Source organism: Streptomyces sp. NPDC007084 (assembly GCF_040703595.1).
In the GTDB taxonomy this organism is placed as follows: Bacteria; Actinomycetota; Actinomycetes; order Streptomycetales; family Streptomycetaceae; genus Streptomyces.
Genome location: NZ_JBEYFY010000022.1, coordinates 37838 through 51672 on the forward strand (window position 1 = coordinate 37838; position 13835 = coordinate 51672).

At 71.1% G+C, this 13835-nt stretch carries 12 protein-coding genes, 1 tRNA gene and 1 pseudogene; 13 read left to right on the forward strand and 1 reads right to left on the reverse strand.

The window, feature by feature from the left end; translation table 11 throughout:
* The first annotated feature begins 163 nt into the window (after positions 1-163).
* The 7 genes and pseudogenes from AB0912_RS19550 (at position 164) to AB0912_RS19580 (ending at position 5681) form a co-directional block, all read left to right on the forward strand.
* Positions 164-514 carry a hypothetical protein gene (locus tag AB0912_RS19550; RefSeq protein WP_366701296.1) on the forward strand — a complete coding sequence of 117 codons (351 nt, stop codon included), beginning with the start codon at positions 164-166 and terminating at the stop codon, positions 512-514.
* Positions 514-1832: pseudogene (locus AB0912_RS19555) on the forward strand (FtsK/SpoIIIE domain-containing protein). Before AB0912_RS19550 ends, AB0912_RS19555 begins: the two are co-directional and overlap by 1 nt.
* Before the next feature lie 12 nt (positions 1833-1844).
* Positions 1845-2039, forward strand: a complete 195-nt coding sequence (locus AB0912_RS19560) for a hypothetical protein (RefSeq protein ID WP_366701298.1) — start codon at positions 1845-1847, stop codon at positions 2037-2039.
* A gap of 35 nt (positions 2040-2074) precedes the next feature.
* Complete coding sequence (locus tag AB0912_RS19565) at positions 2075-2365, forward strand: hypothetical protein (RefSeq protein WP_366701300.1); 291 nt, start codon at positions 2075-2077, stop codon at positions 2363-2365.
* Positions 2366-2726: 361 nt separating this feature from the next.
* Complete coding sequence (locus AB0912_RS19570; RefSeq protein WP_366701302.1) at positions 2727-4097, forward strand: replication initiator; 1371 nt, start codon at positions 2727-2729, stop codon at positions 4095-4097.
* Positions 4087-4299 (forward strand): helix-turn-helix domain-containing protein, encoded by a 213-nt coding sequence (locus tag AB0912_RS19575; protein WP_366701304.1) that lies wholly within the window; start codon positions 4087-4089, stop codon positions 4297-4299. Before AB0912_RS19570 ends, AB0912_RS19575 begins: the two co-directional genes overlap by 11 nt.
* Complete coding sequence (locus AB0912_RS19580; RefSeq protein WP_366701306.1) at positions 4296-5681, forward strand: site-specific integrase; 1386 nt, start codon at positions 4296-4298, stop codon at positions 5679-5681. The genes AB0912_RS19575 and AB0912_RS19580 overlap by 4 nt, the downstream gene beginning before the upstream one ends.
* A gap of 254 nt (positions 5682-5935) precedes the next feature.
* Here the strand turns inward: AB0912_RS19580 and AB0912_RS19585 are convergent.
* Positions 5936-6007: transfer RNA gene (locus AB0912_RS19585), tRNA-Arg, on the reverse strand.
* A 199-nt stretch (positions 6008-6206) separates the two neighbouring features.
* On the opposite strand from AB0912_RS19585, the gene AB0912_RS19590 reads away from it, so the two are divergent.
* The 6 genes from AB0912_RS19590 (at position 6207) to thrB (ending at position 13693) form a co-directional block, all read left to right on the forward strand.
* Complete coding sequence (locus AB0912_RS19590) at positions 6207-6722, forward strand: response regulator (RefSeq protein WP_366701308.1); 516 nt, start codon at positions 6207-6209, stop codon at positions 6720-6722.
* A gap of 419 nt (positions 6723-7141) precedes the next feature.
* The gene (nrtL, locus tag AB0912_RS19595) at positions 7142-8179 is read left to right on the forward strand and encodes an ArgS-related anticodon-binding protein NrtL (RefSeq protein ID WP_366701310.1); all 1038 of its coding nucleotides are present in this window, start codon (positions 7142-7144) and stop codon (positions 8177-8179) included.
* A gap of 19 nt (positions 8180-8198) precedes the next feature.
* Positions 8199-9590, forward strand: coding sequence for a diaminopimelate decarboxylase (lysA, locus tag AB0912_RS19600; protein ID WP_366701312.1), 1392 nt, complete (start codon positions 8199-8201; stop codon positions 9588-9590).
* 171 nt (positions 9591-9761) lie between these two features.
* Positions 9762-11051 carry a homoserine dehydrogenase gene (locus AB0912_RS19605; RefSeq protein WP_366701420.1) on the forward strand — a complete coding sequence of 430 codons (1290 nt, stop codon included), beginning with the start codon at positions 9762-9764 and terminating at the stop codon, positions 11049-11051.
* 6 nt (positions 11052-11057) lie between these two features.
* Entirely contained in the window at positions 11058-12116 is a 1059-nt protein-coding gene (gene thrC / locus AB0912_RS19610) for a threonine synthase (protein ID WP_366701314.1), read from the forward strand.
* Between the two features lie 647 nt (positions 12117-12763).
* Positions 12764-13693, forward strand: coding sequence for a homoserine kinase (gene thrB, locus AB0912_RS19615; RefSeq protein ID WP_366701316.1), 930 nt, complete (start codon positions 12764-12766; stop codon positions 13691-13693).
* Positions 13694-13835 lie beyond the last annotated feature (142 nt).

The window sequence follows — 13835 nt, forward strand, 5'->3', positions numbered from 1 at the left end:
GATGGAACGTAACCGCCCACGGACGGAACCTAGCTTCTCCCACGCGAAGACGGTTGACAACCCGTACTACGGGTGGTCAATCTTGTCCTGTCACCCGTAGTACGGGTGGTCTAGCAACCCGGAGGAATGGCCTTCGGGTGCCTGAGATGAGGAGATCTGAAAAGTGGCAACCCTTCCGATCGACACCGCGAAGTACACGGGGATCATCTGTGCCGTGCCCCCGGCTCCGCGGGTCGCCAACCGTGAGACCGGTCAGCTTCGCGTTGACCGCGACACGGGCAAGACCGTGTACCAGGTCGGCCTCTGCCTGATGGCGGGTGCGTCGGCCGACGTGGTGAACGTGAGCGTGGCCGGCGAGCCGGCCGGTGTGCAGCTCGGCATGCCGGTGGCCGTGCGGGACCTGGTCGCCACGCCGTGGGAGAACGAGGGGCGGCACGGGATCGCGTTCCGTGCGGCGGAGATCCGGCCTCTGAGCGCTCCCGCCACCACGGCGGGCAGGGGGGCCGGGCAGTGATGAAACTGGCCTCCGCCACTTCGGCCGGTGAGACCTGGCCGAGCTGGGTTCTGGTGGTGGCCGCAGTGCTGGTGTCGGGTCTGCTTCTGGCGGGCCCGGCCCTGCACCGCCGCTACCCCGCCGCCTGGTGGCTGTTATGCGGCTTCCCGGCCGTGGCCTTCCGGGTCGTGCAGACCTGGCGGCCCTTGATGGCCGGCTGCGGGCTCGCCGTGAGTCGTCGACCGGCGCTGACCGTGGTGTCCGGGCTCGTCGGCAAAGGGGCGCCTCCGCCGCAGCCGCGGGTGCCCCGGAGAGGGCTCATACGCCCGTCCTCCGGCGGTTTCGCACTCCTCGTGCGGTTGTTGCCGGGGCAGGTGCCGGAGCACTTCGTCAAGGCCGCTCCCGCCATGGCGGAGAACTGGCAGGTGCACGCGGTACGGGTGACCTCCTGGAAGCCGGGGATCGTGCGCATCGTCGCCTCGGCGGCCGACCCGTTGGCCGATCCTCGGGTGCCGAAGCAGCGAGGGCCCGGCCATCTGCTCCGCGTGACCGTGGGCGCCCTGGAGACCGGGGCCGCGTGGGTGGTCGACCTGCGGCGCGTGCCTCACTGGCTGATCGTCGGCGCCACCCGCTCCGGCAAATCGACCCTGATCAACGCCCTCGTGGCGGGCCTCGCCCCGCAACCCGTCGCCCTGGTCGGGATCGACTGCAAGGGCGGCATGGAACTGTCCCTCTACGAGCCGCGGTTGTCCGCCCTCGCGACGAACCGAGAACAAGCCGTCCGGTTGCTGGCCGCCCTCGTCGACCTGACCCTCGACCGGATGACCCTCTGCCGGGCTGCCCGCGTCCGGAACATCTGGGGCCTGCCCGACAAGGAACGCCCGGTCCCCGTCGTCGTCATCGTCGACGAGATCGCGGAACTCTTCCTCGTGGCGAGCCGGAGCGAGAAGGACGAAGCGCATGCAGCCGGCACGGCGCTGATCCGGCTGGCCCACCTCGGTGCGGCACTGGGTGTCTTCCTCGTCGTGGCCGGACAGCGCGTCGGCTCCGACCTCGGACCCGGTGTCACGGCTCTGCGGGCACAGCTCGGCGGCCGGGTGTGTCACCGCGTTGCCGACCCCGGTACGGCTGAGATGGCGCTCGGCGACCTCAACCCCGACGCGCTCAAGGCGGCGCAGGCCATCGCTCCGGAACAGGCCGGTACGGCCGTCCTCGCCTCCGGCGACGGCTGGGAACGCGCCCGGCCCACCTGATCACGGAAGCGGAGGCGGAAGCCGTCGCAGCGGAGTACGCGCACCTGACTCCCGTCCTGCCCGAGCTCCACGTCGAAGCGTTGTGAGAGGGAACTGCCGTGCTGGTGTCCATGTCGGCCGTGCTGCTGCTCGGCCTGCTGATCTGGTTCCTCCTGCGCATCCGGTACCTCAGGTGGGCCGACGCGCTGCTCTGCGGAACCTTCGGCTTCCTGCTCGCCCGGACCGTGGCCGCGCCGTTCGTTCAAGCGCTCCTCGACGGCGTGAACGACTTCCTCGGCCAACTCCGCTTCTGAAACGCCTCATCACCGACCCGACAAGGGGACTTCCCGTGTCCGACTACGTCATCCGCTCCGGTGACCGCGCCGCCTTCCTGGCTGGTCTGCGGGAGCTGGTCGACTTCCTGACCGCCAATCCGGCCGTCGTCGTACCGCGCCACTCGTCCGTCGTCGTCCTGGTCGACGCCTCCGACTCCGCCGCCCGCCGCGACGGCGTGGAGTCCGTCGCCGCTCCGCTCGGCGTGTCGACGGAGGACATCGGCCGGGGCTACTTCGACGCGCGCCGCGACTTCGGACCGATCTCGTACGGCGCCATCGGGATCCCTCCCGAGGAACGGCAGTGATCGCCCGTACGAAGGGCTCCCGACGGGGCGCAAAGTCGCCAAACCCGACCCCGTCAGGAACCCACTCCATCCGCCACATGAGCAGTGAAAGGAGCACCCACACTTAGTCCACCGCGCATCATTCGCGCAAATCCCCGTCGCTCGACTGCGACCTCAGGCAGCGCGACACGCAGATCTCGACCTGCGCCGGACGGGAACAGATCGTCCTCGTCGAACTCGACGGAACCGAGCAGTGGCTGTGTCCCGCACACGCGGCCGCCGTCTGGCTCACCGACCCGACACTCCGCTTCAGCGCCAAGACTCGGCCGGAAGGGATCTCGGCCGTGATGGGGCAGGCGTTCGGCGACGGGGGTGGTCGCTGATGACTACCGCCCTTCCACAGAGCGTCGTCGCTCTCGTCGACAGGGCGTCGGAGCCGGAGTTCGCGGCCTGGCGCCGGAACATCGTCCGTCTCGGCGGCTGTACCAACCCGATTCACCTGGTCGGTGCGGCCACCGTCTACGACACGGCGACCGGCGCCGCCCTCCTCTCCTACGGCTCGGACGTCTACGGCGGTCGCCTGCTCACCGCGTGCGGCAACCGGCGGGCGACGGTCTGCCCGGCCTGCTCGGCCTTGTACCGGGCGGACACGTACCAACTCGTCCGTGCCGGCCTCGTCGGCGGCAAGAACGTCCCGGAGGCGGTGAGTGGTCACCCGCGGGTGTTCGCCACGCTCACCGCCCCCGGGTTCGGCCCGGTCTACACCCGCCGTGAACGTGACGGACGCGTGCCACCCTGTCGGCCTCGTCGGGCAGGGGACCGCTGCCCGCACGGAACTCCGGCCGACTGCCGGGAGAGGCATTCGGAGGACGATCCTCGCCTCGGCGAACCCCTCTGCCCGCGCTGTTACGACTACGCGGGAGCCGTCCTCTGGCACGCCTTCGCCGGTCGGCTCTGGCACCGCTTCGGGCTGGAGCTCCGGCGGGAGACCGCACGCCGAGCCGGGCTGTCCCGTACCGAGTTCGGGGAGGCCGCCCGACTGTCGTACGCGAAAGTCGCCGAGTACCAACGGCGGGGCCTGGTCCACTTCCACGCCGTGATCCGCCTCGATGGGGCGGACGGACCCGACTCGCCTCCGCCCTGTTGGGCAACCGTCCCGCTCCTGGTCGACTCCGTGCGGGCGGTGGTCGGACGCGTGGGGCTGAACGCCCCCGGCGCGGGCGCAATCGGTCCGCGGGCAGTGCGCTTCGGTGCCCAGGTCGACGTACGGCCGGTCACCTCGTACCGGCGGGACGCGGGGGAGCGGCCTGCTTCCCCGGCCTCCGTTGCGGGCTACATCGTCAAGTACGCAACCAAGGGGGCGGAGTCCGCCGGCGCGGTGGACGGTCGCATCCGTCACGCGCGGGACATGGTCATGCTGCCGGTACGCGCTCACGTGCTCCGCATGATCGCCACGTGCTGGTGGCTCGGCGGCTTACCGGAGTTCGCGCCGCTCGGCCTGCGCCGCTGGGCCCACATGCTCGGATACGGCGGCTACTTCTCCACCAAGTCCCGCCGCTACTCGACCACGTTGACCGCCCTCCGGCAGGCGCGTACCGATCACCGGGCGGACCAGCAACGGGCCTCCCTCGGTTTGGCCGGCCACCCGACGGTCACGGTCGGCCGATGGCGCTACGCGGGGCGCGGCTACTCGCCGGAAGCAGCGCTCCTCGCTGCCTCGGTGCGGGAGGGCGGTGCTTCCCATGGCGCGTGACACCCGCTCGACGGCTGCCGAACTGCTCACCGTGCGGCAGGTGCTCGACGAACTGGGCGGCATCTCCCGGCGCACCTTCTACCGCTGGCGGGAACTGCGCCTCGCGCCGGCCTGCATCCGGTTGCCGAACGGTGAGCTCAGGGTCCGGCGTGACGTGCTCGACGACTGGTTGGAGGAACGGGCGGAGGGGGCGGCGTCGTGAAGTCCTACAAGGCTTCCGTGTGGAAGCTCTCGGTCAACAAGACCACCAAGAAACCGACCTACCTCGTGCGCTGGGTGGTCGACGCACAGCCCTTCAGCGAGTCACACAAGACCAAGGCACTGGCCGACCGCTTCCGCGCCAAGCTCGTGCGGGCGCTCGACAAGGGCGAGCCGTTCGACACGGTGACCGGACTGCCCGACTCCCTGCGTGGCGGCAAGGCGGCGCTGTCCTTCCTCGACCTGGCGACCAAGTACGTCGATGCCCGCTGGGCGGAGACGTCGGCCAAACAACGGGACAGCATGACGGACGCCTTGGCGACGGTCGTTCCCCTCCTGGTCAAACCGGGACGGGGGCGGCCCGCTCCCGAAGTGCTGCGTCGGGCGCTGCGCTCGTACGTCCTGCCCGTGCCGCGCAGGGAGCGGGAGCGTCCGGAGGAGATCGCCTCTGCCGTCCGGTGGATCGAAAAGGCTTCGCTTCCGGTAGGGGAGCTGCAGGAGATCAGCCGTGTGCACGAGCTGATCGACGGGCTGAGCCGGAGGCTGGACGGCAAGCCTGCGGCCACCCAGACCTATCGGCGTCGGCGGGCCGTCGTCTTCAACGCACTGGAGTACGCGGTGGAGCTGGAGCACCTCACATCTAACCCGCTGAGCCGCGTCCGGCGAAAGCGAGGCAAGCGGGCGGTGCAGGAAGTCGACCGCCGGGTGGTCGTCAACCCGCGGCAGGTCCGAGAGCTGCTCACCGCACTCACCTACGTGGGTGGCTACGACCGGGCGAGCGGCCGGCGGCTGCGGGCCTTCTTCGGATGCCTGTACTACGCGGCCATGCGGCCGGGTGAGGCACTCGGCCTCCGCCGCTCCGACTGCACGCTTCCGGCCCAGGGCTGGGGCCGCATCGAGCTGGCAGAGACCCGCCCGACGGCCGGTAAGGCGTGGACAGACTCCGGCGAGGCGCACGACCGGCGAGGGCTGAAGCAGCGGGCCCAGGGAGAGGTGCGCACCGTGCCGATTCCGCCCCCGCTCGTGCGGCTGCTCCTCGACCACCTGGACGAGTTCGGCACGGCGGAGGACGGCCGGCTGTTCTCCAGCGAGCGGGGCAACGTGATCGCTGCTTCGTCGTACTCCCGAGCGTGGAAGCAGGCCCGTGAACTGGCGCTCGTCCCCGACCAGGTGTCCTCGGTCCTCGCCTTCCGGCCGTACGACCTCCGGCACGCGGGCGTCTCCCAGTGGCTGAACTCGGGAGTGCCCGCCCCGGATGTCGCCGCTCGGGCCGGCCACTCGGTGGACGTGCTCCTGAAGATCTACGCCAAGTGCATCGACGGTCAGGAGCAGGAGATGAACGACCGGATCATGCAAGGGCTCGGGGAGGACGACACCGAGAACTGAAGACGGTCACGACCAATGGACGGAAGCCCCGGAGTGATCCGGGGCTTCCGTCCGTCCATGCATAGTCCACAGAGATACGTTGAGGTCCCTCGAAACCCTTGCTGACCTGCTGCGGAGCCCCCCAAGATCAACACGCCATTACAACGTGATCAGTGGCAAACGGCTGCTTCCGGCGGCATCCGCCTGCACATACGCGAAGACCCCGGCCTCAGCGTTTCCGCTGGTGACGGGGTCTTGGACACACTTACACAGTGTGCCCCCGGCAGGATTCGAACCTGCGCACACGGCTCCGGAGGCCGTTGCTCTATCCCCTGAGCTACGGGGGCGTGTCGGGCGCTTTGTGCGGCGACGGGTAGAACCCTACCAGCTCTTTCCGGGGTGATCGCCACCGGTTTTGGTGGTCGGCCGGGTCGCGCCGGCCCGCGTGGGGGAGTGGCCCCCGCTCGCGCAAGCGGGCCGGCCCCGCACGGGGTGGAAGTGGGGAAAACCCGGACGCGGCGGTCTCCCCGGACCTACCCTCAAGTTGTGCCAGGCGCGTCCGGCCGGGTTCTTGTTGTGGACGACAACAAGGTCATCCGGCAGCTGATCAGGGTCAACCTCGAACTGGAGGGTCTCGAGGTCGTGACCGCCGCTGACGGTGCCGAATGTCTGGACGTCGTCCACCAGGTTCGGCCCGATGTCGTCACCCTCGACGTCGTGATGCCCCGCCTCGACGGACTGCGCACCGCCGCCCGGCTCCGCGCCGACCCCCGTACGCGGGACCTTCCCCTCGCCATCGTCAGCGCCTGTACCCAGTACGAGGTCGAGAGCGGCCTCGACGTCGGCGTCGACGCCTTCCTCGCCAAGCCCTTCGAGCCCTCCGAACTCGTGCGGCTCGTCAAGGAGTTGGTGGAGCGCGGGCAGGCCGTCGGGGGCGACGGGGCTCCCAGCGCCGGTGAGACCCACAGCGTCGGCGGCGGCGACCTCGACCGCGCCGAGCATGCCGGTCCTGCCATCGGCCCTGCCAGCCGTACCGGTCAAACCACTCATACCGGTCACTGATGCGGCTCATACCCGTCACTGACACGGCTCGTACCTGTCACTGACACGGCACCTGCGCCGCCTACGCCCTCGACAGCGCCGATGAAACCCGCGGCACCGGCCGGCAGCTACCCCGTCATCGTCACCGCTACCGCTACCGCCACCGTGCAGGACAGTACGGGCGCGGGCGCCTCCGGTTCGGCCTCGTTCACCACACCGTCCATGCCCCCGCCGTCCATGCCTCCGCCGTCCGTACCTCCGCCGTCCGTACTCACGCGGGCCGCAACACCGGCTGGCCCGCGTCGAGCCGTGTCACCACCGGCCGCACCGACCGCGCCCCCGGCAACGACCCCCCACCCCCACAGCCCCCCCGTCCACATCCCGGACCATCCCCCAAACCGGCTCGCCTTCCCACCCCCCTTCTCCCCTAGGCTTGTCCCGTGACCCCCGTCGAGCTGTCCCGTACCGTGCTGCGCGCGGTGCGTCGTGCTGTCGATGACGGGGAGCTGAGTGTTCCCGTGCCGGCCAGTGTGGGGGTCGGGCCGCCCGGGGCCGGGGGATGCGGGGACTACGCCACCAACGTCGCCCTGCGGCTCGCCGGGCCCGCCGGGCTGCCCGCGCTCGAAGTCGCCGAGATCCTGCGGCCGCGCATCGGGGAGGCCCCCGGTGTCGCCGACGTGACCGTCACCGGACCCGGGTTCCTCAACATCACCCTCGGGGGTGGAGCCGCCGCCGCTCTGGTGGACGAGGTACTCACACGGGGCCCCCGCTACGGGCACGGCGACGCTCTCGCCGGCCGGGTCGTCGAGCTGCGCGTGCCCTACGACACCCGTGCGGAGGTCGTCGCCGACACCCTCGTACGGATCGTCGCCACCCAGGGCGGACGTGCCGAGGTGCGGCACGCCGAGCCCGTGAACCTGCGGCCCGTGCCCGCGCCCGAGGACCCCGCGCCGCTCGGCTCCGACGCCTCCCGCTGGGCGCTGCTGTACCCCGCGTCCCACGACCGGCCCCGCATCAGCGCCGACCACCTGCTCCAGCGCGAGAGCAACCCCCTCTTCCGGGTCCGTTACGCCCACGCCCGCACCCACGCCCTGCGCCGCAACGCCGCCGACCTCGGGTACGGCGGCCTTCCCGGCAATGACGTAACCCTCGCGGGTGAGGCCCCCGGAGACGGCCGCCCGTCCGACGCAGGCACCCCCCACCCCGAGGCCCGCCCCGAATCCGCCCTCCTCGCCGCCCTGGCCGAGTACCCCCTCGCCCTCCGGCTCGCCGCCACCCACCAGGCGCCCGACCGGCTCGCCCGGCATCTCGTCGGGGTCGCCGACGCGCTCCTTCTGTTCCAGCACCTCGTGCTGCCGCTCGGGGACGAGAAACCCTTGGCCGCCCACCGTGCCCGGCTCGCGCTCGCCGAAGCCGCCGGGGCGGTGCTCGCCGGTGGCCTGTCCCTGCTCGGCATCAGCGCACCCGAACATCTCTGAAGCAGAAAGCCCTACCGACATGAGCCGTTCCGCACACCCCGCCGGGCCCCGTCACGCCGACGTCTTCGCCGAGGGGCACTACAGCGCCCCGCCGGCCGATCTGAACGCCCTCGACCCCAAGGTGTGGTCGCACACCGTCGGCCGTACGCAGGACGGGGTCGTGACCGTCGGCGGCCTCGAAGTCACCGCGCTGGCCGAGGAGTTCGGCACTCCGGCGTACTTCGTGGACGAGGCCGACTTCCGGGAGCGGGCGCGCGCGTGGCGTACCGCGTTCGGGCAGGACGCCGACGTGTTCTACGCGGGCAAGGCGTTCCTGTCGCGGGCCGTCGTGCGGTGGCTGCACGAGGAGGGGCTCAACCTGGACGTGTGCTCCGGGGGCGAGCTGGCGACCGCGCTGTCCGCCGGGATGCCCGCGGACCGTATCGCCTTCCACGGCAACAACAAGTCCACCGCCGAGATCCGCGCGGCCGTCGAGGCCGGGGTCGGGCGGATCGTGCTCGACTCCTTCCAGGAGATCGCGCGGGTGGCGCACATCGCGCAGTCGCTCGGGAAGCGGCAGCGGGTGCAGATCCGGGTCACCGTCGGCGTCGAGGCGCACACCCACGAGTTCATCGCCACCGCGCACGAGGACCAGAAGTTCGGCATCGCGCTCGCCGACGGACAGGCCGCCGAGGCCGTACGGCGGGCGCTGACGCTCGACGGACTCGAACTGGTCGGGATCCACTCGCACATCGGGTCGCAGATCTTCGACATGGCCGGCTTCGAGGTCGCCGCGCGACGGGTCGTCGGACTGCTGGCCGCCATCCGCGACGAGCACGGCGTCGAACTGCCCGAGATCGACCTCGGCGGCGGTCTCGGCATCGCGTACACCAGCGACGACGACCCCCGTGAGCCGCACGAGATCGCCAAGGCGCTGAGTGAGATCGTCACCCGGGAGTGTGAGGCCGCGAAGCTGCGCACCCCGCGTATCTCCGTCGAGCCCGGCCGCGCCATCGTCGGGCCGACCGCGTTCACGCTGTACGAGGTCGGCACGATCAAGCCGCTCGAAGGGCTGCGGACCTACGTCTCCGTCGACGGCGGTATGTCCGACAACATCCGCACCGCGCTCTACGACGCCGAGTACAGCGTCGCGCTCGTCTCGCGCACCTCGGACGCCGAGCCGATGCTCGCCCGCGTCGTCGGCAAGCACTGCGAGAGCGGCGACATCGTGGTGAAGGACGCCTTCCTGCCCGCCGACCTGGCGCCGGGCGACCTGATCGCGGTGCCGGCGACCGGCGCGTACTGCCGGTCGATGGCCAGCAACTACAACCACGCGCTGCGCCCGCCGGTCGTCGCCGTGAAGGACGGCGCGGCCCGGGTGATCGTGCGCCGTGAGACGGAGGAGGACCTCCTGCGGCTCGACGTCGGCTGAGAGGATGAACCGGGCGGATGAACCAGGGGATGAACCGGGTGGAAGATCTCCTGTCGTCACCTACCAGAAAAATGAAATAGACGTCTCACGATCCGGACCAAGGGTAGAAACTCCCGTCCGGTGAGTGAGACTGGTCCAACCGAAGACGGTATGAGGAAACGAGGTCGGATGATGCGTACGCGTCCGCTGAAGGTGGCGCTGCTGGGCTGCGGGGTTGTCGGCTCAGAGGTGGCGCGCATCATGACGACGCACGCCGACGATCTCGCCGCCCGGATCGGTGCCCCCGTCGAGCTGGCCGGCGTCGCCGTGCGCCGCCCGTCCAAGGTGCGCGAGGGCATCGACCCGGCGCTGGTCACCACGGACGCGATGGCCCTCGTCAAACGCGGTGACATCGACGTGGTGGTCGAGGTCATCGGCGGTATCGAGCCCGCCCGTACGCTCATCACCACCGCGTTCGAGCACGGCGCCTCCGTCGTCTCCGCGAACAAGGCGCTGCTCGCCCAGGACGGCGCGGCGCTGCACGCCGCCGCCGAGGAGAACGGCCGGGACCTCTATTACGAGGCCGCCGTCGCCGGCGCCATCCCGCTGATCCGCCCGCTGCGCGAGTCCCTGGCCGGCGACAAGATCAACCGGGTGATGGGCATCGTCAACGGCACGACCAACTTCATCCTCGACAAGATGGACTCGACCGGCGCCGGCTACCAGGAGGCCCTGGACGAGGCCACCGCCCTCGGCTACGCGGAGGCCGACCCGACCGCCGACGTCGAGGGCTTCGACGCCGCCGCCAAGGCCGCCATCCTCGCCGGGATCGCCTTCCACACGCGCGTGCGCCTGGACGACGTCTACCGCGAGGGCATGACCGAGGTCACCTCCGCCGACTTCGCCTCGGCGCGGGGCATGGGCTGCACCATCAAACTGCTCGCCATCTGCGAGCGGGCCGCCGACGGCGGATCGGTCACCGCGCGCGTGCATCCCGCGATGATCCCGCTCACCCACCCGCTGGCCTCCGTGCGCGGCGCCTACAACGCCGTGTTCGTCGAGGCCGAGGCCGCAGGCCAGCTCATGTTCTACGGGCCGGGCGCGGGCGGCGCGCCGACCGCCTCCGCGGTCCTCGGCGACCTGGTGGCCGTCTGCCGCAACCGGCTCGGCGGCTCGACCGGGCCCGGCGACTCCGCGTACACCCAACTGCCCGTCTCGCCCATGGGCGAGGTCGTGACGCGCTACCACATCAGCCTGGACGTGGCCGACAAGCCGGGTGTGCTCGCCCAGGTGGCCACCGTCTTCGCCGAACACGGGGTGTCCATCGACACCGTGCGTCAGTCGGGCAAGGACGGCGAGGCCTCCCTCGTCGTCGTCACCCATCGTGCGTCCGACGCGTCCCTCGACGGGACGGTCGAGGCGTTGCGCGGCCTCGACACCGTGCGGGGCGTGGCCAGCATCATGCGGGTTGAAGGAGAGTAACCAGCAATGACCCACCAGTGGCGCGGAATCATCGAGGAGTACCGGGACCGGCTGCCGGTATCCGACAGCACGCAGGTCGTGTCGCTCCGCGAGGGCGGTACGCCGCTCGTGCCCGCGCAGGTGCTCTCCGAGCGCACGGGCTGCGAGGTCCACCTCAAGGTGGAGGGCGCCAATCCGACCGGGTCCTTCAAGGACCGCGGGATGACCATGGCGATCACCCGGGCCAAGGAGGAGGGCGCGAAGGCGGTCATCTGCGCCTCCACCGGCAACACGTCGGCGAGCGCCGCCGCGTACGCCGTGCGCGCCGGGATGGTCTGCGCCGTCCTCGTGCCGCAGGGCAAGATCGCGCTCGGCAAGATGGGCCAGGCCCTCGTGCACGGCGCGAAGATCCTCCAGGTCGACGGCAACTTCGACGACTGTCTGACGCTGGCGCGCTCGCTGTCCGACAACTACCCGGTGGCGCTGGTCAATTCGGTGAACCCGGTGCGGATCGAGGGGCAGAAGACCGCCGCCTTCGAGATCGTGGACATGCTCGGCGACGCGCCCGACATCCACGTCCTTCCGGTGGGCAACGCGGGCAACATCACCGCGTACTGGAAGGGGTACACCGAGTACGCCGCCGACGGCGTCGCCCGGCGCACCCCGCGCATGTGGGGCTTCCAGGCGTCCGGCTCCGCGCCCATCGTGCGCGGCGAGGTCGTCAAGGACCCCTCGACGATCGCCACCGCCATCCGGATCGGCAACCCGGCCTCGTGGAAGTTCGCGCTCGCCGCGCGGGACGAGTCAGGGGGCCTCATCGACGAGGTGACGGACCGTGAGATCCTGCGCGCCTACCGGCTGTTGGCCGCCCAGGAGGGTGTCTTCGTGGAGCCCGCGTCCGCCGCGTCCGTCGCCGGTCTGCTGAAGGCGGCCGAGCAGGGCAAGGTCGACCCGGGTCAGCGCATCGTCTGCACCGTCACCGGCAACGGTCTGAAGGACCCGGACTGGGCGGTCGCCGGTGCCCCGCAGCCGGTCACCGTCCCGGTGGACGCGGTGACGGCGGCGGAGCGGCTCGGACTGGCCTGACCGCGGCTCGGACCGGCCTGACGAGGACGAGGACGGTCCGCGCGGGCGCGCCTCCGACGTGGGCGCGGGCCCTCCGGGTGGGCGCCGGCCCTCCGGGTGGAGGCGGGCCTCGGGTCCGGGGTGGACGCGGGCCCTCCCGTCCGGGGGCAACGCGGGCCCCCGGCCGGCGTGAACGCGGGGGCCCGTCTGGCGTAAAGCCGCCAGGCGTAAACCCGCCAGCTGGGGACCGGAGCCACGCCGACCACGCCGAACAGGGCGTGCGCCGCGAGGGAAGCGGGCGGAAAAGCGTCAGAAGCCGATGAAAACCGGCCGCTTCCAGGGATGTTCCCACGGCGACCCCACCGGGGGTGCACGGGGGGCTTACGACACGCATCGTGCGCCTCCTGTGCGCCCTATGTCGCCACAGAACCTTCCTTCGATAGGCTGTACCGAACCCGCCCGCCGCATATGCCGCGGCGCCGCGACGTCCCTGCGGCCTCCGGGTTTCACCGCCCGTCCACCGCAGCACCTCCGTGCAGTCCCCCTCGCCGTCCCCCGCAGTCCTGTCGCAGTTCCTCGCAGCACCCCGAAGTTCCTCGAAGCCCTCGTAGGTCTCGAAGTTCCTCGGAATCCCGTACAACACGCAGCTCAAGGAGAGTCATCGAGCGATGGCCGGTCCAGCCTTCCGCGCCGCCGCCGTCCGGGTGCGCGTCCCCGCCACCAGTGCCAACCTCGGCCCGGGCTTCGACGCCTTCGGCCTGTCACTGGGGCTCTACGACGACGTGGTCGTCCGGGTGGCCGACTCCGGGCTGCACATCGACATCGCGGGTGAGGGCAGCGAGACGCTGCCCCGCGACGAGAACCACCTCCTCGTACGTTCCCTGCGCACCGCCTTCGACCTGATGGGCGGCCAGCCGCGCGGCCTGGAGATCGTCTGCGCCAACCGCATCCCGCACGGCCGCGGCCTGGGCTCCTCCTCCGCCGCCATCTGCGCCGGAATCGTCGCCGCCCGCGCGGTGACGATAGGCGGGGACAGCCGGCTCGACGACACGGCTCTGCTGGAACTCGCCACCGAGATCGAGGGACACCCCGACAACGTCGCGGCCTGTCTGCTCGGCGGTTTCACGCTCTCCTGGATGGAGTCCGGCGCCGCCCGGGCGATCAGGATGGAGCCCGCCGATTCCATCGTTCCGGTGGTTTTCGTCCCCGGAAAGCCCGTGCTCACCGAGACCGCGCGAGGCCTGCTGCCGCGCAGCGTGCCGCATGTCGACGCCGCCGCCAACGCGGGCCGCGCCGCCCTGCTCGTCGAGGCGCTGACCCGGCGCCCCGAGCTGCTGCTGCCCGCCACCGAGGACCGGCTGCACCAGGAGTACCGGGCTCCGGCGATGCCCGAGAGCGCGGCGCTCGTCGACCGGCTGCGCGCCGACGGCATCCCCGCCGTGATCTCCGGAGCGGGCCCCACGGTGCTCGCCCTCGCGGACCGAGCCTCGGCCGACAAGGTGGCCGATCTCGCAGGTCAGGGGTGGGCCGCGAACCGACTGGACCTCGACGCGCAGGGGGCGTGCGTCCTGCCGCTCGCACCTGTCGGCGTCGCCTGACGACGCACGGTTGCCGGATTTCGAGAGGGGGAATGTTTGTTGGATCCGGTAGTGTTAACCTCAAGTCTGCACCCGACCCCACCATGGCGAGGTGCTTCGCGTCCCCGTCCGGGACACCCATTCTTCCGGGAGCCTCCCAAAC